This is a genomic window from Clostridioides difficile ATCC 9689 = DSM 1296 (genome assembly GCF_001077535.1).
GTDB classification, from domain to species: Bacteria; Bacillota; Clostridia; order Peptostreptococcales; family Peptostreptococcaceae; genus Clostridioides; species Clostridioides difficile.
Genome location: NZ_CP011968.1, coordinates 84,273 through 103,998, shown reverse-complemented (window position 1 = coordinate 103,998; position 19,726 = coordinate 84,273). Strand labels below are relative to the sequence as shown.

Below are 19,726 nucleotides of genomic sequence, written 5' to 3'. Positions count from 1 at the left end.
CCTACCATCTGTAATGAGCAAATGCTTTATTAGCTTCTGCCATTTTATGAGTATCTTCTTTTTTCTTAACTGAAGCTCCAGTGTTGTTAGCTGCGTCCATTATCTCTTTAGCTAGCTTTTCAACCATTCCTTTTTCTCCACGAGCTCTAGTATATTTTACTAGCCATCTTAAACCTAATGTTTGTCTTCTTTCAGGTCTAACTTCGATTGGCACTTGGTAGTTTGCCCCACCAACTCTTCTTGCTTTTACTTCTAAAACAGGCATTATATTATCCATTGCTTTATTAAATACTTCTAAAGCTTCTTCTCCTGTCTTTTCAGCAACAATTGCGAAAGCATCATAAACTATTCTTTGAGACTTTCCTTTTTTTCCGTCTACCATTAGATTATTTATTAATTTAGTAACTACCTTACTCCCATACATAGGATCTGGTAAAACTTCTCTTTTTGGAATATTACCTTTTCTTGGCATTTCGCTTCCCTCCTTAATTATTTAACTTAAATCATAGGTACTCGACATAAATCATTTAATGCCGTGATGCCGTAAATATATATATATTTAAAGCACCGAACTATAATCAATCATTAATTGTTTTTACTTTTTAGCTTCTTTAGGTCTCTTCGCACCGTATTTAGATCTTGATTGTCTTCTCTTATCAACACCTGCTGTATCTAGAGTACCTCTTAGTATATGGTATCTAACCCCTGGAAGGTCTTTTACTCTTCCTCCTCTTATAAGAACAACACTATGCTCTTGTAAGTTGTGTCCTTCTCCTGGTATATAAGCAGAAACTTCTATACCATTAGTTAATCTAACTCTGGCAACTTTTCTTAAAGCTGAGTTAGGCTTCTTAGGAGTAACTGTTTTTACTGAAGTACAAACCCCTCTTTTTTGTGGGGCACTAGCGTCAGTTACTTTCTTATTTAAAGAGTTGTAACCTTTTTGTAATGCTGGAGCAGTAGATTTCTTCTCTAGCGCTTTTCTACTTTTACGAACTAATTGGTTAATTGTTGGCATCATCTGCACCTCCTTCCAAATTTTCGATCTTATCAGTGACCGCCAACTACATCAATATGAATATTCATACTGACTGATTGTAACATTCGTTACTTACAATTTAATGTCTATAACACATAAATATGTGATATTAGCACTTTTCTAGCTTGATGCTTTTTAGTTCTCATTTATTGCCATCTAAAAGTCACTAAGAACTTGTTCAAGCCCTTAGTGTACTTTTAAACAACACACTTTACTATTTTAACACCACAAATAATGGTTGTCAAGATTTCTTTACTCTATATGCTATTAATCTTCAATTTTTTCAACAGCTATATTTCTATATTTCTTCATTCCTGTTCCTGCTGGTATTAACTTACCTAATATAACATTTTCTTTAAGTCCTATTAAGTGGTCTTCTTTACCTTTTATTGCTGCCTCTGTTAATACTCTTGTTGTTTCTTGGAAAGAAGCTGCTGATAAGAATGAATCAGTTGCAAGAGATGCTTTAGTTATACCAAGTAAAACTCTTTTAGCAACTGCTGGTCTTAGACCTTTATCTATAGCATCTTTATTACATTCATTGAATGTTAATACATCTTCATATCCACCTGGCAATAAATCTGTATCTCCTGGGTCTTCAACTTTTACTTTAGATAGCATTTGTCTTACTATAACTTCTATATGCTTATCATTAACATCAACCCCTTGAAGTCTATACACTCTTTGAACTTCTTTAACTATATATTCTTGAACTCCCTTAACACCATTTACTCTTACTATATCATGAGGATTTATAAATCCTTGTGTTAGAGGGTCTCCAGCCTCTAGCATTTGACCTTGCTTAACTTTTAATCTAGAACCATATGGAATTACATATGTTTGAGTCTCGCCTTCTTCTGGTATTACATTTACTTCTTTTCTCTTTCCTGTTTCATCAATTTCAACTCTACCAGATACTTCAGTTATTACAGCTAATCCTTTTGGTTTTCTAGCTTCAAATAATTCTTCAACCCTTGGTAGACCTTGAGTTATATCAGCTCCTGCAACTCCTCCAGTATGGAATGTACGCATTGTAAGCTGAGTACCCGGCTCACCGATAGATTGAGCTGCTATTATACCAACTGCTTCACCTATATTAACTTCTTTTCCTGTTGCCAAGTTTCTACCATAACACTTAGAACAAACTCCATGATTAGTTTTACAGTTAAGAACTGTTCTTATCCTAATTTTTTCAATTCCTAAAGCTACTATAGTTTCTGCTTCATCTTCTTGTATCATTGAATCAGCCTCAACTATAACTTCTCCAGTTTCAGGATTTAATATAGGGTCTATAGTATATCTTCCTACAATTCTATCATATATCTCTTCTATAACTTCATTTCCTTCTTTTATAGCATAAATCTCTGTAGTATCTTCTGTTCCACAATCTATTTCCCTTACAATAACATCTTGACTTACATCAACAAGTCTTCTTGTTAAATATCCAGATTCAGCTGTACGTATAGCTGTATCGGCAAGACCTTTTCTGGCACCATGTGAAGATGTAAAGTATTCTAGTACTGATAAACCTTCACGGAAATTAGATTTAACTGGTATCTCAACTGTTTTACCAGATGCATTTGCCATAAGACCACGCATACCTGCCAGCTGTCTAATTTGGTTTTTAGAACCTCTGGCTCCTGAATGTGCCATTATATATATATTATTTAATCTATCTAGTCCACCCATAAGAGCATCAGTAACTTTATCAGTTGTTTCTGTCCATGTCTCTATAACTTTTTCATATCTTTCTTCATCAGAGATTAGACCTCTTCTGTATGCTTTTTCATACTTATCAACTTTAGCTTCTGCCTCAGCTATAAATACTTTCTTTTCTTCTGGGACACTCATATCATCAACAGCAACTGTTATGCCACCTAATGTAGAATATTTAAATCCTAGAGCTTTTATATAATCTAGTAATTCAGCTGTTTCTGTATTTCCGTGTTTTCTAAAGCATTTATCTATTATTTTACCAAGAGATTTTTTATCTGCTAAGAAATCAACTTCAAGTGCAAATGGATTTTCTTTTCTATCTACAAAACCTAAGTCTTGAGGTATATTTTCATTAAATATAAATCTACCAACAGTACTTTCAACCAATGAACTTCTTCCATCTTCAAGTGTTACCTTAAGTTTCACTAATGCATGTAGATGAACTGATTTATTGTAATAAGCAAGTAATAGTTCATTAAAGTCTTTAAATACCATACCTGTTCCTTTAGCTCCATCTTGGGCTTCTATTGTTAGATAATAGCAACCTAAAACCATATCCTGAGATGGAGTAGTTATAGGTGAACCATCTTTAGGAGCAAGTATATTATTTACAGAAAGCATTAAGAATCTTGCTTCTGCTTGTGCTTCTACTGATAAAGGTACATGAACTGCCATTTGGTCACCATCAAAGTCTGCATTATAAGCTGTACATACAAGAGGATGTAGTTTTATAGCCTTACCTTCAACTAAGATTGGTTCAAATGCTTGTATACCTAATCTATGTAGAGTCGGTGCACGGTTAAGAAGAACTGGATGACTTTTTATAACATCTTCTAAAACATCCCAAACTTCTGGCTTAACTTTTTCTACTATAGATTTCGCACTTTTTATATTATGTGCATAACCTTCTTTAACTAATTTATCCATAACAAATGGCTTGAATAATTCTAATGCCATCTTCTTTGGAAGTCCACATTGATAAAATTTAAGTTCTGGTCCAACAACTATAACAGAACGTCCTGAGTAGTCAACACGCTTACCAAGTAAGTTTTGACGGAAACGACCTTGCTTACCTTTTAACATATCTGATAAAGATTTAAGTGGTCTATTTCCAGGTCCTGTTACAGGTCTACCTCTTCTACCATTATCTATCAATGCATCAACAGCTTCTTGAAGCATTCTTTTTTCATTTCTTACAATTATATCTGGAGCTCCAAGCTCTAATAATCTTTTAAGTCTATTGTTTCTATTTATAACTCTTCTATATAAATCATTTAGGTCTGAAGTCGCAAATCTTCCACCATCAAGTTGTACCATTGGTCTTAAATCTGGTGGTATTACTGGTATTGCATCTAAAATCATCCATTCTGGTTTATTTCCAGACTTTTTAAATGCCTCTACAACTTCTAATCTTCTTATTGTTCTAACTTTCTTCTGCCCTGTACTATCTTTTAACTCTGCTCTTAGGTCTTTACTTTGTTGCTCTAAATCTATATTTTGTAGTAATGTCTTTACAGCTTCAGCACCCATTCCTACAGTAAAAGTATATCCATACTTTTCAAGAGCAGTTCTGTATTCTTTTTCTGTAAGCAATTGTTTTTCGTTTAATCCAGTCTCTCCTGGATCAACTACCACATATGAGGCAAAGTATAATATTTTTTCTAACGATCTTGGTGACATATCAAGTAAAAGTCCCATTCTACTTGGTATACCTTTGAAGTACCAGATGTGAGACATAGGAGCAGCTAGCTCTATATGTCCCATTCTCTCTCTTCTTACTTTTGATTTAGTTACTTCTACTCCACATCTATCACAAACTACACCTTTATATCTAACTCTTCTATATTTACCACAGTGGCACTCCCAGTCTTTTTGTGGTCCAAATATTCTTTCACAGAAAAGACCATCTTTTTCTGGTTTTAAAGTACGGTAATTTATAGTTTCTGGCTTTTTAACTTCTCCCCTAGACCATTGTCTTATTTTTTCTGGAGAAGCCAATGCTATTTTTATCGACTCGAAATTGTTTAATTCAAACAAGGAGTTCTCTCCCTTCTATTTGAGATTTACATTAATTAAATTTACATATCAAAGTCATCACTATCAAAATCTATTTCTTCTTCAAATAAATCATCTTCAGTGAATTCTTCTAAATTCTCTATATCCTCATCTTCTGCATTTTCTGCAAAATCATCTTCAATTTCTTCTATTATATTACTTTCTTCAACTTCTCCCATATGATTTACAACATCTAGCTCAAATTCACCTATTGTATCATCTTCATCCACAGATTCTCTTACTTCTATTTCTTGGTCTTCATCTGTCAATACTTTTACATCTAAGCATAAACTTTGAAGTTCTTTTATAAGAACCTTAAATGATTCTGGGATTCCTGGTTCAGGTATATTTTCACCTTTAACTATAGCTTCATATGTTCTAACACGACCTACAACGTCATCAGACTTAACAGTAAGTATTTCTTGAAGTATGTGAGCAGCTCCATATGCTTCCAGAGCCCAAACCTCCATCTCTCCAAATCTTTGTCCACCAAATTGTGCTTTACCACCTAGTGGCTGTTGAGTAACTAATGAGTATGGTCCAGTACTTCTTGCATGTAGTTTTTCATCTACTAAGTGATGTAGTTTCAAGTAGTACATATATCCAACAGTTATTCTGTTGTCAAAAGACTCACCTGTTCTACCATCATATAAAGTTAATTTACCATCTCTAGGATACCCAGCTTCTTCAAGAGCATCCATTATGTCATACTCATTAGCACCATCGAATACTGATGTTGCTACATACCATCCTAATGTCTTAGCAGCAAGTCCTAAATGAACTTCTAAAACCTGACCAATGTTCATACGTGATGGTATACCTTGTGGGTTAAGTATTATGTCTAGTGGTGTTCCATTTTCCATGAATGGCATATCTTCTTCAGGTAATACTCTTGATATAACCCCTTTATTACCATGACGACCAGCCATTTTATCTCCAACTTTTATTTTTCTCTTTTTAGCTATATAGCATCTTACTAATTCATTTACTCCTGGAGATAAATCATCTCCATTTTCTCTAGTAAATACTTTTACATCAACTATTATACCAGATTCACCATGAGGCACTTTAAGTGAAGTATCTCTAACTTCTCTAGCCTTTTCTCCAAATATTGCACGAAGTAATCTTTCTTCAGCAGTAAGTTCAGTTTCTCCTTTTGGAGTTACTTTACCAACTAATATATCACCTGAGTCTACTTCTGCACCTATTCTTATTATACCTCTGTCATCTAAGTTCTTAATTGCACTATCTCCAACATTAGGTATATCTCTAGTTATTTCCTCTGGCCCTAGTTTTGTATCTCTAGCTTCACATTCATATTCTTCTATATGAATTGTTGATAATCTATCTTCTTTAACTAATCTTTCATTTATTAATATAGCATCCTCGTAGTTATAACCTTCCCAAGTCATGAATGCTATAAGACAGTTTCTTCCAAGTGCAACTTCTCCTAAATCAGTTGCTGGACCATCTGCTATAACATCACCTTTTATTATCTGGTCACCCTTATTTATTATAGGTGTTTGATTTATACAAGTACCTGAGTTTGAACGTTTAAACTTAAGTAGATTATATCTATCTCTGTTTCCATCTTCTCTTTTTATAATTATTTCATCTGCTGTTACTCTTTCTGCTATACCAGAATTTCTAGCAACAACAACTGCTCCAGAGTCTTTTGCTGCTCTGTATTCTATACCAGTTCCTATAATTGGTGCTTCTCTTCTAACTAGAGGCACTGCCTGACGCTGCATGTTCGCTCCCATAAGGGCACGGTTGGCATCATCATTTTCTAAGAAAGGTATCATAGCAGTGGCAACAGATACAACCTGCTTAGGAGATATATCCATGTAATCTACTCTACTTTCAGGAACCATTTCAACAGCACCATTTACAGTTCTACAAACAACTCTATGGTTTACGAATTTACCATCTTCTGTTAATGGCTCATTTGCCTGAGCTCTTACGAATAAATCTTCTTCGTCAGCAGTTAAATAATGTATTTCATCAGTAACTGTTGATGTTTCTTTATCAAATTTTCTATATGGTGATTCTATAAATCCAAATTCATTTATTTTTGCATAAGTTCCTAGAGAGTTTATAAGACCGATATTTGGTCCCTCTGGAGTCTCTATTGGACACATTCTACCATAGTGTGAATGGTGAACGTCACGCACTTCGAATCCAGCTCTTTCTCTTGAAAGACCTCCAGGCCCAAGGGCTGATAATCTTCTCTTATGCGTTAACTCAGATAGAGGATTTGTTTGATCCATGAACTGAGATAACTGAGAACTACCAAAAAATTCTTTTATTGCAGCTGAAACTGGTCTTATGTTAACTAACGCTTGAGGCGTTATAGCTTCCATATCTTGAACCGTCATTCTTTCTTTTATAACTCTTTCCATTCTTGAAAGACCAATTCTAACTTGATTTTGTAACAATTCACCTACAGATCTTATTCTTCTGTTTCCTAGGTGATCTATATCATCAATATTTCCTATATTATAGAATATATTGAACTCATAACTTATTGAAGCTATTATATCATCTAATAATATATGTTTTGGTATAAGTTCTTTAATTCTTGATTTTATAGCCTCTTTTATTTCTTCTTCATCACTATATCCATCTAAAATTTCTTTTAAAGTTGGATAATGTACTTTTTCTTTTATGTTTAAATCATCTATGTCAAAATCAATGTGAGACTTAATATCCACAAAATTATTTCCTATAACTCTAACTTTTTTATCATCATCCATTAGTAGATTTACTACATTTATACCTGCATTTTGTATGGCTTTAGCCAAATCATAGCTTATTTTTTCTCCAGCTTTTACAAATACTTCTCCAGTTTCTGGATTTATTATGTCTTCTGCTGAAATTTTATTCATTATTCTATAACATAAAGCAAGTTTCTTATTGAATTTATATCTACCAACTTTTGCTAGGTCATATCTTTTTGGGTCAAAGAATAAAGCATTTAATAAAGATGATGCACTTTCTACAGTAGGAGGTTCACCTGGTCTTAATTTTTTGTATATCTCTACAAGACCTTCTTCTACTGTCTTAGTATTATCTTTTTCTAATGTAGCAGATAATCTCTCATCTTCTCCTAAAAGGTCAATTATCTCTGCATCTGTTCCTATTCCTAAAGCTCTAAGTAAAACTGTAACTGGTTGTTTTCTTGTTCTATCAACTCTTACAGATATTACATCATTAGAATCTGTTTCATATTCTAACCATGCTCCTCTATTAGGAATTACAGTAGATGAAATCAATCTCTTACCTGTTTTATCTCTTTCTTCCGCATAGTAAACACCAGGAGATCTAACTAATTGACTTACTATAACTCTTTCTGCTCCATTTATAACGAAAGTTCCTCTTTCTGTCATTAAAGGGAAGTCACCCATAAACACTTCTTGTTCTTTTATCTCACCTGTTTCTTTATTTATAAGTCTTACCTTAACCTTTAGAGGTGCACAATATGTAGCATCTCTCTCTTTACACTCTTCTATATCGTACTTTGGTTTATCATCTAGAGAATAGTCGACAAATTCCAATATAAGATTACCAGTATAATCTTCTATTGGTGAAATATCATCAAACACTTCTTTTAAACCTTCTTTTAAAAACCACTCATAGGAATCTACTTGAATTTCTATAAGATTTGGCACATCAGCTATTTCCTTAATTTTAGAAAAGCTCATTCTAGTTCTTTTACCTATCGTGACAGGATGTGGCATTCACTTTTCACCTCTCAATAATTAAAAATAAAACAATAGTTCATTCTAACGCATCTAATAATTTTAGCATAATGTCAAGTATTTTTCAATATATTTTTTATCTTATATGTAAACTATGCATTATTTTTGATTTTTTGTAAATTATTTTAAGCATATATTATGTATTATGTACAATTTTCCAATATAAAATCCATATTTTTCATTTATAGGTCTAATTTTCTATAAAAAATTTTATACAAGTACCATCCCCCCTATTTAATTATAATTCCATATTAAAATGATTGTAAATAATTACATTTATACAAATATATACAATTTATTAAAATATACAAAATAAAGACCATAAATAAATTTAACTTGGAATTTTGAACCTCAAACCTTTCCAATATAAATTATATCTATGGCCTTTATAAAAATATCATTTCTACTATAACTAATGCATAAGCTTTCATTGCATATTAGTAATTTAATTATCCTAATATATTATCTGCAAATTGTGGAGTAGGTAAACCAAATCCTCCTGCAACTTCAAGTAAATCCCCTGTTATAAATGATGAGTCATCACTAGCATAGAATAGAACAGCTTTTGCTATATCATCTGGTTCCCCTATACGATTTAAAGGAACATGCTTTAAAAATTCTTTTATGAACTCTGGAGACATATTGTCTAATGCTGCTTTAGTTGCAATAAGCCCTGGAAGTACAGCATTACATCTAACATTGTCTTTAGCATATTGTGTAGCTATGTTTTGAGTTAATGAGTTGATTGCTGCTTTTGATACACAGTAAGCTATTCTAGATAAATCAGGTAATACTGAACCTATACTTGATATATTTACTATACTTCCTTTTCCATTCTTTATCATATGAGGAATTGCTGCTTTACATGGTAAATACACACTTTTTAAATTAGTATTTACTGTGTCAAAGAAATTATCTGTATCTCCAGTTACAAGGTCTTTGTCAAGAGAAGGGTTTGTTGAACCAAAATTGTTTACAAGTATATCTATCTTACCTTCTTTTTTAACTACCTCTTCTATCATTGAGGTAAAGGTCTCTTCTTCACGAGCATTAAAGTAAACAAACTTAGCACAACCACCTTCTGCACTTATTTTATTTATAACTTCATTAGCTAATTCTTCTGAACGAGCTGCTAAGTACACAGTTGCTCCATTTTTTGCTAATATCTCTGCTGATGCTAATCCAATACCTTTTGTTGCTGCAGTAACTACTGCAATTTTTCCTTGTAATTTTTCCATTATTAACTCCTCCTTGAATATGTCCTTTAAATCCTACAAATTTCGATTTTTCTAAATATCTAACTTATTTTAAAATTTATATTTGTTAATTAATTATTTATTACATTTTATTTATAAAACACTCGTGTATTTTTTTAAACTAAAATGTAAAATTTTACATTTTAGTTTAATTATATACTTTATATACAGACATTACAACAATTGTTTATATTTTAATTTGATAATAATGTTAAATTAAAATACCATTACACCATATATGATACCCTTAATTTAGTACTATTATATAAATTTTTTTATTTTATAAAAATACTTTCTTTATAATTCCAAATACTTTCTTTATAGTTTTTTATAAATAAAAAAAGATACCCAATGGGTATCTTTTTAAAGAAACTACTTAACTTCTACTTTAGCTCCAGCAGCTTCTAATTTCTCTTTTATTTGATCAGCTTCTTCTTTAGAAGCTCCTTCTTTAACTGTCTTAGGAGCATTGTCAACTACTTCTTTAGCTTCTTTTAATCCTAATCCTGTTATTTCTCTAACTGCTTTTATAACTCCAACTTTTGAAGAACCAACGTCAGTTAATACTACATCAAACTCAGTTTTTTCTTCAGCAGCTGGTCCACCAGCAGCTGCACCAGCTACCATTACTGGAGCTGAAGCTGATACACCGAATTTTTCTTCAGCAGCTTTAACTAATTCATTTAATTCTAAAACTTTCATATTTTCTATAGCTTCTAATATTTGTTCTATTGTCATTTTTAGCACCTCCGAATTTTATTTCAAATTAATATTTATAATTTTTTAGTTAAGCAATTAAGCTTCTTCTTGACCTTCTGCCTTTTTCGCTATTGCATCTATTAAGTATGCGAAGTTTGATACTGGAGCTTTTAAGCTACCAAGTAATTTAGCGATAAGAACTTCTCTTGATGGTATGTTAGCCATTTCAACAATCTTAGATTCATCATAGAATGCACCTTCCACAATACCCATCTTTAATTTCATTTTTGGATGAGAATCCATGAATCCTTTTAATATTCTAGCTGGAGCAACTGGATCATCATATCCAAATGCTATGGCATTAGTTCCAACTAATAATTCATCATTAAATTGCTCTATACCAACTTCTTTAGCTGCTCTTCTAACTAAAGTATTTTTGTATACTTTGTAATCTACACCAGCTTCTCTCATTTGTTTTCTTAACTCAGTTACTTCTTCAACTGTTAATCCTTTGTAATCTACAACAACAGCAGCAGAAGATTTTTGTAACTTTTCAACTATCTCAGAAACAACTTCTGATTTAATTTCTATAGCTTTTCTCATATAGATGTGCACCTCCTTCACCAAATAGGCTTAGTATTTACCGCAACATTATAAAAAGCTTTTGTTGCCAAAAGTAGACATCAAAAGCTTTAGTAATCTCAATTTATCTAAAACCTCGGCGGGATATTAAGCTTTCGCACCCACTATCTACGGCAAATCTATTCTTTTTTACATTGACAAGTGATATAATAACATTTTTGTCAACCTGTGTCAACAGTTTTATTATTCAGCTGTTCTTGCTGGGTTTATTTTAACTCCAGGTCCCATTGAAGAAGCTACTGTTATACTTCTTAAATATTGTCCTTTAGCAGCAGCTGGTTTAGCTTTTATTATAGCATCCATTAATGCAGTAAAGTTTTCAGTTAATTTTTCTCCACCAAATGATACTTTTCCTACTGGAACGTGTATTATGTTAGTTTTGTCTAATCTGTATTCAACTTTACCAGCTTTTATTTCATCTATAGCTTTAGCTACATCAAATGTAACTGTTCCTGATTTAGGGTTTGGCATTAAACCTTTAGGTCCTAATACTCTACCTAATCTACCTACTACACCCATCATATCTGGAGTAGCAACTACTATATCAAAGTCAAACCAGTTTTCACCTTGTATTTTTTGAACTAATTCTTCAGCTCCTACAAAGTCAGCACCAGCTTGTTCAGCTTCTTTAGCTTTTTCACCTTTAGCAAAAACTAAAACTCTTTTTGTTTTACCAGTTCCATGAGGTAATACAACTGCACCTCTTACTTGTTGGTCAGCATGTCTTGAGTCAACACCTAATTTAATGTGTGCTTCTACTGTCTCATCAAATTTAGCTCCAGCTATATCTGAAACTAATGTTAATGCTTCTGATGCATCATAAAATTTAGTTCTATCTACTTTTTCTAATGCACCTGCATATCTTTTACCTTTTTTAGCCATTTTATTTTCCTCCTCGTGGTTAATTTCGGCTTCTAGCCTCCCACTTTATAAAAAAAAGTGTATCTTTTAATTAGTCTTCGATTACAACACCCATGCTTCTAGCAGTACCAGCTATCATACTCATAGCAGCTTCTACTGATGCAGCATTTAAGTCAGGCATCTTTAATTCAGCTATTTCTCTTACTTGAGCTGAAGTCATTTTAGCAACTTTTTTCTTGTTTGGTTCTCCAGAACCTGATTTTAAGTTTAATGCTTTTTTAATTAAAACTGCAGCTGGTGGAGTTTTTGTTATAAAACTGAATGATCTATCTTGATATACAGTTATAACAACTGGTATTATCATTCCAGCTTGATCTGCAGTTTTAGCATTAAATTCTTTTGTGAATCCCATTATATTAACACCATGTTGTCCTAATGCTGGTCCAACTGGTGGCGCTGGAGTAGCCTTTCCTGCAGGTATTTGTAATTTTATTTGACCTATAACTTTTTTAGCCATTTTGAGCGCACCTCCTCAGATTTTTCTATAATATAGTATTAGATTTTTTCTATACCTTCAAGCTCTATTACAAATAGAGTCCTTTTACCAAATGCATTTATGCATACTTTGACTTCTCTATTTTCTAAGTCAATTTCTTCTATGTTACCTATTTGTCCACTAAATGGTCCTTGAGATACTTTTACTGTATCTCCTATTTCAAAATCAATATCGCTATTTACTACTTTAGGATCTGTTGTGTCTATCCCCATAGCTTTGACTTCGTCTTCACTTAATGGCACTGGTTTTGAACCAGGTCCAACGAAACCTGTAACTCCCTTAGTATTTCTTACTACATACCAAGATTCATCAGTTATTATCATTTTAACCAAAACATAACTTGGATAAACTTTACGTTGTCTAGTTTTTTCTTTTCCAGTTTTAGTAGTTTCCACTACTTCTTCTGTTGGAACAACTACTTGTCTTATGCAGTCTTCCATACCTCTTGTTTTAACTGCTTTCTCAATTGTAGCTTTAACTTTATTTTCATGTCCCGAATAGGTATGAACTACATACCAACTTGCTTCTTGTAATTCTGACATTTAACTTACCTCTTTTCGTCTATTTTAGTAATAACGCTAGTGCACCAGATAATATAGTGTCTATACCCCATACTAATATAGTGCATGAAATAACTACAGTTAAAACTATACTTGTGTTTTTAAACAGTTCCTTTTTTGTCGGCCATGTAACTCTTTTTAATTCTTGTTTAGTTTCTTTTAAGTATCCAAACAAACTAAACCTTTTTTTAGTTTTTGCACCGTCATTTTTTTGGGCAGCCATTCCATACTCACATCCTTATAAAAAACTATTTTGTTTCTTTATGAGTTGTATGCTTTTTACAGAATCTACAATATTTTTGTAATTCTATTCTGTCTGGATTGTTTTTCTTATTCTTAGTAGTGTTGTAGTTTCTTTGCTTACACTCTGTACATGCTAAAGTTACTTTAACTCTCATCTGATACACCTCCAACTTTGTAATACAATAATATATATTGTTAATATATGTGAATATAATATCTTTAAAATATGTATTTATTAAAAATCTACAGTATTCAAGATATTATTAACTTCCTATAATCATTACCTTGTATAAGTTATCACAAAATCCTATGCTGTGTCAATGTTTTTGTATTTCTATGTTAAAAAAAGAGGAGCATAACCCCTCTTTTTGTTATTCCTTTTAATCCATCAGTTTAGTAAAGAATTACTCTATTATTGTAGCAACAACTCCTGAAGCTACTGTTCTTCCACCTTCTCTTATTGAGAATCTTAATCCCTCTTCTACAACTATTGAGTTTATTAAGTCTACTTCCATTGTTACGTTATCTCCAGGCATTACCATCTCTATTCCTTCTGGTAACTTACAAGCTCCTGTTACGTCTGTTGTTCTGAAATAGAATTGTGGTCTATATCCATCAAAGAATGGTGTATGTCTTCCACCCTCTTCTTTTTTAAGTACATATACTTCTGCTGTAAACTTTGTGTGTGCCTTTACTGATCCAGTCTTTGCTAGTACTTGTCCTCTTTCTATCTCGTTTCTTTGTACTCCTCTTAATAATGCTCCTATATTATCCCCTGCTTGTGCTTGGTCTAATAATTTTCTGAACATCTCTACTCCTGTTACTACTACTTTTCTTGGTGCTTCTGTTAATCCTACTAACTCTACTTCGTCTTGTACTTTTAGTACTCCTCTTTCCACTCTTCCTGTTGCAACTGTTCCTCTTCCTGTGATTGAGAATACGTCCTCTACTGGCATTAAGAATGGTTTATCTGTATCTCTCTCTGGAGCTGGTATATACTCATCTATTTGCTCGAATAATTCTACTATCTTATCTCCCCACTCACTCTTTGGATCTTCTAATGCCATTAATGCTGAACCTCTTACTATTGGAGTGTCATCTCCTGGGAAATCATATTCTGTTAATAAATCTCTTACTTCCATCTCTACTAACTCTAATAACTCTTCATCATCTACCATGTCACATTTGTTTAAGAATACTACTATATATGGTACTCCAACTTGTCTTGATAATAGTATATGCTCTCTTGTTTGTGGCATTGGTCCATCTGTTGCTGAACAAACTAATATTGCTCCGTCCATTTGTGCTGCTCCTGTTATCATGTTCTTAACGTAGTCAGCATGCCCTGGGCAGTCAACGTGTGCATAGTGTCTATTTGGTGTTTCATACTCAACGTGTGCTGTTGATATTGTGATTCCTCTTTCTCTTTCTTCTGGAGCTTTATCTATGTTTGCGAAATCTACTGCTTCTCCTAATTGATATCTGTCATATAATGTTTTTGTTATTGCTGCTGTTAATGTAGTTTTACCGTGGTCTACGTGTCCTATTGTCCCTATATTAACATGAGGTTTTGTTCTTTCGTATTTAGCTTTAGCCATTTTGAATTTCCTCCCTTATCTTTCGATATAAATTAATTTTGCTCACAATAAGCTTATGGTAAGTATTTTACTATTAATCATTTCTGTTTTCAAGATGTTTTTCTAATTTTCTCTTAACCCTTTGTAAAGCGTTATCTATTGACTTTACATCTCTTTTAAGCTTGTCCGCTATAAACTGGTATGACTTTCCATTTAAATATAATTCTAGTACTTCTAATTCCAAGTCACTTAACAATTCGTTCATTTTTGATTCTATATTTTTTAACTCTTCTTTACTAATTATAAGCTCTTCTGGATCTGTTACTATACTTGTAGCTATAATATCTAAAAGTGTTCTGTCTGACTCTTCATCATATATTGGTTTATTCAAAGAAACATATGAATTTAAAGGTATATGTTTTTGTCTTGTTGCAGTTTTTATAGCAGTTATTATTTGTCTTGTTATACATATCTCCGCAAAACATTTAAATGAATTGGTCTTACTTCCATCAAAATCTCTAACTGCCTTATAAAGGCCTATCATTCCTTCTTGTATTATATCTTCTTTATCTGCTCCAATTAAAAAATATGACTTTGCTTTTGCCTTTACAAAATTTCTGTATTTAGTAATAATGTACTCTAGTGCTATTTTATCCCCTTCACTTGCTCTTAATACAATGTTATACTCATCCTGCTGACAATTGTCCACTAACTCATAACTTTTTTCTTTTGCTACCAACATGTAAATCTCCCCCATATATAAAACAAATTTATAGGTATATTATAGTCTAAAGAACCTAGTAATTTCAACGCTTTCTACGAATGTTCTCAAGTTTCGACAATGTTTCTTTATCTAACCTTTCCTCCAACCAATTTCGCTGAATTTTTTTCCTCAAACCGATATTTTTTTCCTTCATTTTATTCTTGGAACGATCTAACTCTAACTTTAATTCTCTTGCAGACATTCTAGTAGCACCTTTTCCTAAAATCATTTGCTGTTCTGCATAGTCATTAGTGGCTACTTTTACATCATCATACTTTGATAAAGAAGTTATAAATTTCTCTATATAACTATCTGCTGTTTGGTGTTCTCTTGTATAAACTATTGTTATGTGTTTTCTTTTTTCAACTTTTTCTCGAGAATTTTTAACATTATAAGCATCAAAAACTATTATAGTCTTATAACCCATAAACTCAGAAAATTCTATAATGTCATCAATAAGCTTTTCTCGAGAATCTTCTAAGTCCTCTTTAGCCAGTTCTTTCAAATTGTCCCACGCATTTATAATATTGTAGCCATCTATTATTAAGTAATGATTTATATTTTTTTTCATGCCTATTTACTTTTATCCAGTCTTTGTCTGAATATCTCATATAAAAGTATTCCACCTGCTACAGATGCATTTAAAGATGTAACATTACCTATCATTGGCATTTTTACTATAAAGTCACAGTTTTGTTTAACCAATCTAGATATTCCAAAACCTTCACTTCCAATTACTACACCAAGAGGACCAGTAAGATTTTGTTTATAAAAAGTTTCTCCATCCATATCAGCTGCAGCAATCCACAGCCCTTCTTCTTTGAGTCTTTTTATTGTATTAACTATATTGGTTACCTTGCAAACTGGCATATATTCTACTGCTCCAGCAGATGCTTTGGCAACTACAGGAGTTATGTGTACAGACCTTCTTTTTGGAATGATAACTCCATGTGCTCCTACTGCATCTGCTGTCCTTATTATTGAACCCAAATTATGTGGGTCTGTTATCTCATCTAATATAATGAAAAATGGGTCTTCATCTTTATTCTTTGCTAAATCTATTAGCTCATCTAATTCATAATACTTATACTCACTTGCATAAGCTATTACACCTTGATGTGAATGACTTGTACTTACTTCATCTAGCTTATGTTTATCAACATACTGAATAATTATATTCTTATCTTTAGCCATTCCTATTATTTTCTTAATTGAACCTTCTTTAGCTGAATTTGCAATTAATATTTTATCTATTTCTCTGTCGCTTTTTATTGCTTCTATTACCGGATTTCTTCCTTCTATACTCGCCAAATTATTCACCTCCTACAAGGCCTTAAATTTTTCTCTAACTTGAACTATATCTCCACAAGTCATAGTTCCTTCTGGACAACTTCCATTTACACAACTTGGACCAGTCTTTTTAAATAATATAGGAGCAACCTTTTTAACCTCTCTTAACATCTCCACAGCTAAATTTCTTATTTCCCACTGTGCTCTTTCACAGCATCTATGTTCAAAGAAATTAAACAAACTTCTAGCATTTATAGTAAATACCATTTTTGTTTCACATGCATTTGGAAATACGTATCTAGCATCTTCTATTGCTTTCTTCTCAGCTTGTCTTTTAGCTGTTTTCTCATTTTTACCGTTTTTTATTAGGTCATTATAATGATTTTCAAACAATATTTCAACTAACTTATCATAATTCTCTTGGTCTTTTTTCATGGAGTCTATAAATAACTCTTTTGCCTTTTCTATTTTTTCTATTTCTGGAGGAATTATGTACTCAAATTGTTCTAATTTAACATATCTTTGACTTTGTTGTGAAAAACTAGCTATACGATGTCTAACAATTTGATGTGAACATGCCCTTGAAATACCTTCTATTGAAAATGTAAATGAAGCATGTTCTAATATTGACCCATGACCTATACTTAATAACATATTTAAAAATTTCTCTATACTTTCATCTGTTAAGTCTTTTTCTATTTCGTCTGTCCCAACTGGTGAATAACATAGCTTAGCTGCCATAGCTATTACTTTTTCTGGTTCAGGTGTATGTGATATTAATTTTACTTTCATAACTTTTTATCCTTTCTCATTACTAATTTCTATATATTTATTATACATTAGTTATAAAAAAAGTGTTGCCTTATTACTTATTATTAAGACAACACTCTTTAATATTTACATATCTCTTTCAATAATTTTGATTCCTTTATTGATAATATATTGAAGTCTCTCTATTTCATTATTTAAATACAAATATCCAACTAATGCCTCAAACCCAGTTGCATGTTTGTAGTCTATAATATCTGCATTCTTAGGAGAAGTATTTGACTTTTGATTTCTTCCCCTTTTATAAATTTTACTCTCTTCTTCAGTTAACTCAATTTCAATTTCATGAATTATAGTTGCCTGAGCTTTAGCTTTTACATACTTTATAGCTAGTTTATGCAAATCATTAACTTTTCTTTGTGTATTCTGTCTAATTAAATATTCTCTTATATATGTCTCATACACTGTATCACCTAAGTATGCTAAAACTAATGGTGACATAGTAACTAATTCAGTTTTTTCCATTTTTATATCCTTTTCCACTTAACACCTTGTCTTGTGTCTTCTAATACAATTCCCATATCTAGTAATTGTTGTCTAATATCATCAGCTAATTGAAACTCTTTATTTTTCTTTGCATCAGTTCTTTTTTGTATCAATTCTTCAATGTCTTTATCTAATACAGTATCCTTTTTCTTATTTACAATATTTAATACTCCTGTAAGTTCATTAAATTCATCTAAGCATTTTTTAGCAAACTCCAAAGAAGAATTTTCATCTACATTAGAATTTATTAACTTAGCTAATTCAAATATTACACTTACTGCGTCTGCTGTATTAACATCATCATCCATAGCATCTATGAATTTTTGTCTAAAGTCATCTAATTCTTTAACAAGCTCTACTTCTTTTTCTGTTAACGGAGATTCTACTAAATTACTTAGCGTAAATTCTAATTTTTCTTTAGTATTATATAGTCTTTCAAGACCTGCTTTAGCTTGATTTAACATCTCATCACTAAAGTTTACTGGATTTCTATAATGTGCTGATAACATGAAAAATCTTACTATCTCTAAATCATATAATTTTGATATATCTCTTACTGTAAAGAAATTACCTTTTGATTTACTCATCTTTTCATCATTTATATTTATATATCCATTATGCATCCAGTATTTTGAGAATGTTTTTCCACTTCTAGCTTCACTTTGAGCTATTTCATTTTCATGATGTGGGAATGTTAAATCTTGCCCACCTGCATGTATATCAATTGTTTCACCTAAATATCTCTTAGACATAACAGAACATTCTATATGCCATCCTGGTCTACCTTCTCCCCAAGGGCTATCCCATCCTGGCTCACCTTCTTTTTTTGCCTTCCAAAGAACAAAGTCCATAGGATGTCTTTTTTGGTCATTAACCTCAATTCTAGCCCCTGCCTCTAAATCTTCTTGTTTTTGACCTGAAAGTTTTCCATAACCTTCAAACTTATTTGTATCAAAATATACATCACCATTTACTGCATATGCATATCCCTTATCTTCCAACTCTTTTATAAACTCTATAATCTGTTGTATATTATCTGTAACCTGAGGATGAACAGTAGCTCTTTTTATTCCTAGCCCATCACAGTCTACAAAATATTCTTTTATATACTTAGCCGCAACTTCTTCAGGAGATATTCCCTCCTCATGACTTCTATTTATAATCTTATCATCAACATCTGTAAAGTTTTGTACATAAGTTACATCATATCCTCTATACTCTAAATACCTTCTTAGAGTATCAAATATTATAAATGGTCTTGCATTACCTATGTGTATATAGTTATAAACTGTTGGACCACACACATACATTTTTACCTTTCCTTCTTCTAATGGAACAAATTCTTCTTTTGTTCTAGTCAATGTATTATAAACTTTCACACTCATCACCTCACT

Annotated in this window: 19 protein-coding genes and 1 other annotated feature; all 19 genes read right to left on the bottom strand. The window is 32.0% G+C overall.

Annotated elements, in window-relative coordinates:
* Position 1: 1 nt before the first annotated feature.
* The 19 genes from rpsG to cysS all read right to left on the bottom strand — a co-directional run bounded on the left by rpsG (position 2) and on the right by cysS (position 19,711).
* Complete coding sequence (rpsG, locus tag CDIF1296T_RS00645) at positions 2 to 472, bottom strand: 30S ribosomal protein S7 (protein ID WP_003421180.1); 471 nt, start codon at positions 470 to 472, stop codon at positions 2 to 4.
* Between the two features lie 123 nt (positions 473 to 595).
* The gene (gene rpsL / locus CDIF1296T_RS00640) at positions 596 to 1,018 is read right to left on the bottom strand and encodes a 30S ribosomal protein S12 (RefSeq protein ID WP_003436176.1); all 423 of its coding nucleotides are present in this window, start codon (positions 1,016 to 1,018) and stop codon (positions 596 to 598) included.
* Between the two features lie 288 nt (positions 1,019 to 1,306).
* Positions 1,307 to 4,792 (bottom strand): DNA-directed RNA polymerase subunit beta', encoded by a 3,486-nt coding sequence (gene rpoC / locus CDIF1296T_RS00635; protein WP_003429485.1) that lies wholly within the window; start codon positions 4,790 to 4,792, stop codon positions 1,307 to 1,309.
* Between the two features lie 41 nt (positions 4,793 to 4,833).
* Positions 4,834 to 8,550: a DNA-directed RNA polymerase subunit beta gene (gene rpoB, locus CDIF1296T_RS00630; RefSeq protein WP_003436174.1), complete on the bottom strand. Its 3,717-nt coding sequence runs from the start codon at positions 8,548 to 8,550 to the stop codon at positions 4,834 to 4,836.
* A 470-nt stretch (positions 8,551 to 9,020) separates the two neighbouring features.
* Positions 9,021 to 9,809: a 7alpha-hydroxysteroid dehydrogenase gene (gene hdhA / locus CDIF1296T_RS00625; RefSeq protein WP_003436172.1), complete on the bottom strand. Its 789-nt coding sequence runs from the start codon at positions 9,807 to 9,809 to the stop codon at positions 9,021 to 9,023.
* A 390-nt stretch (positions 9,810 to 10,199) separates the two neighbouring features.
* Complete coding sequence (rplL, locus tag CDIF1296T_RS00620; RefSeq protein WP_003421186.1) at positions 10,200 to 10,565, bottom strand: 50S ribosomal protein L7/L12; 366 nt, start codon at positions 10,563 to 10,565, stop codon at positions 10,200 to 10,202.
* Between the two features lie 57 nt (positions 10,566 to 10,622).
* Positions 10,623 to 11,129, bottom strand: coding sequence for a 50S ribosomal protein L10 (gene rplJ, locus CDIF1296T_RS00615; RefSeq protein ID WP_003421187.1), 507 nt, complete (start codon positions 11,127 to 11,129; stop codon positions 10,623 to 10,625).
* 42 nt (positions 11,130 to 11,171) lie between these two features.
* Positions 11,172 to 11,300 (bottom strand) — a sequence feature (ribosomal protein L10 leader region).
* Between the two features lie 51 nt (positions 11,301 to 11,351).
* Entirely contained in the window at positions 11,352 to 12,050 is a 699-nt protein-coding gene (gene rplA, locus CDIF1296T_RS00610) for a 50S ribosomal protein L1 (RefSeq protein ID WP_009895188.1), read from the bottom strand.
* Between the two features lie 70 nt (positions 12,051 to 12,120).
* Positions 12,121 to 12,546: a 50S ribosomal protein L11 gene (gene rplK / locus CDIF1296T_RS00605; RefSeq protein WP_003421189.1), complete on the bottom strand. Its 426-nt coding sequence runs from the start codon at positions 12,544 to 12,546 to the stop codon at positions 12,121 to 12,123.
* 38 nt (positions 12,547 to 12,584) lie between these two features.
* Entirely contained in the window at positions 12,585 to 13,127 is a 543-nt protein-coding gene (nusG, locus tag CDIF1296T_RS00600; protein WP_003421190.1) for a transcription termination/antitermination protein NusG, read from the bottom strand.
* Between the two features lie 19 nt (positions 13,128 to 13,146).
* Positions 13,147 to 13,368, bottom strand: coding sequence for a preprotein translocase subunit SecE (secE, locus tag CDIF1296T_RS00595; RefSeq protein ID WP_003429494.1), 222 nt, complete (start codon positions 13,366 to 13,368; stop codon positions 13,147 to 13,149).
* Between the two features lie 25 nt (positions 13,369 to 13,393).
* Positions 13,394 to 13,543 (bottom strand): 50S ribosomal protein L33, encoded by a 150-nt coding sequence (gene rpmG / locus CDIF1296T_RS00590; RefSeq protein ID WP_003421192.1) that lies wholly within the window; start codon positions 13,541 to 13,543, stop codon positions 13,394 to 13,396.
* Between the two features lie 249 nt (positions 13,544 to 13,792).
* Complete coding sequence (gene tuf, locus CDIF1296T_RS00585; protein WP_009887863.1) at positions 13,793 to 14,986, bottom strand: elongation factor Tu; 1,194 nt, start codon at positions 14,984 to 14,986, stop codon at positions 13,793 to 13,795.
* A gap of 73 nt (positions 14,987 to 15,059) precedes the next feature.
* Positions 15,060 to 15,707 carry an RNA polymerase sporulation sigma factor SigH gene (sigH, locus tag CDIF1296T_RS00580; RefSeq protein ID WP_009892548.1) on the bottom strand — a complete coding sequence of 216 codons (648 nt, stop codon included), beginning with the start codon at positions 15,705 to 15,707 and terminating at the stop codon, positions 15,060 to 15,062.
* A gap of 64 nt (positions 15,708 to 15,771) precedes the next feature.
* The gene (locus CDIF1296T_RS00575; protein WP_003421194.1) at positions 15,772 to 16,299 is read right to left on the bottom strand and encodes an NYN domain-containing protein; all 528 of its coding nucleotides are present in this window, start codon (positions 16,297 to 16,299) and stop codon (positions 15,772 to 15,774) included.
* 2 nt (positions 16,300 to 16,301) lie between these two features.
* Entirely contained in the window at positions 16,302 to 17,039 is a 738-nt protein-coding gene (gene rlmB / locus CDIF1296T_RS00570; RefSeq protein ID WP_009887855.1) for a 23S rRNA (guanosine(2251)-2'-O)-methyltransferase RlmB, read from the bottom strand.
* A gap of 12 nt (positions 17,040 to 17,051) precedes the next feature.
* Entirely contained in the window at positions 17,052 to 17,810 is a 759-nt protein-coding gene (thyX, locus tag CDIF1296T_RS00565) for an FAD-dependent thymidylate synthase (RefSeq protein WP_003421197.1), read from the bottom strand.
* 105 nt (positions 17,811 to 17,915) lie between these two features.
* The gene (locus tag CDIF1296T_RS00560; RefSeq protein WP_011860630.1) at positions 17,916 to 18,311 is read right to left on the bottom strand and encodes a Mini-ribonuclease 3; all 396 of its coding nucleotides are present in this window, start codon (positions 18,309 to 18,311) and stop codon (positions 17,916 to 17,918) included.
* Positions 18,312 to 18,313: 2 nt separating this feature from the next.
* Positions 18,314 to 19,711 (bottom strand): cysteine--tRNA ligase, encoded by a 1,398-nt coding sequence (gene cysS / locus CDIF1296T_RS00555; protein ID WP_009895184.1) that lies wholly within the window; start codon positions 19,709 to 19,711, stop codon positions 18,314 to 18,316.
* Positions 19,712 to 19,726 lie beyond the last annotated feature (15 nt).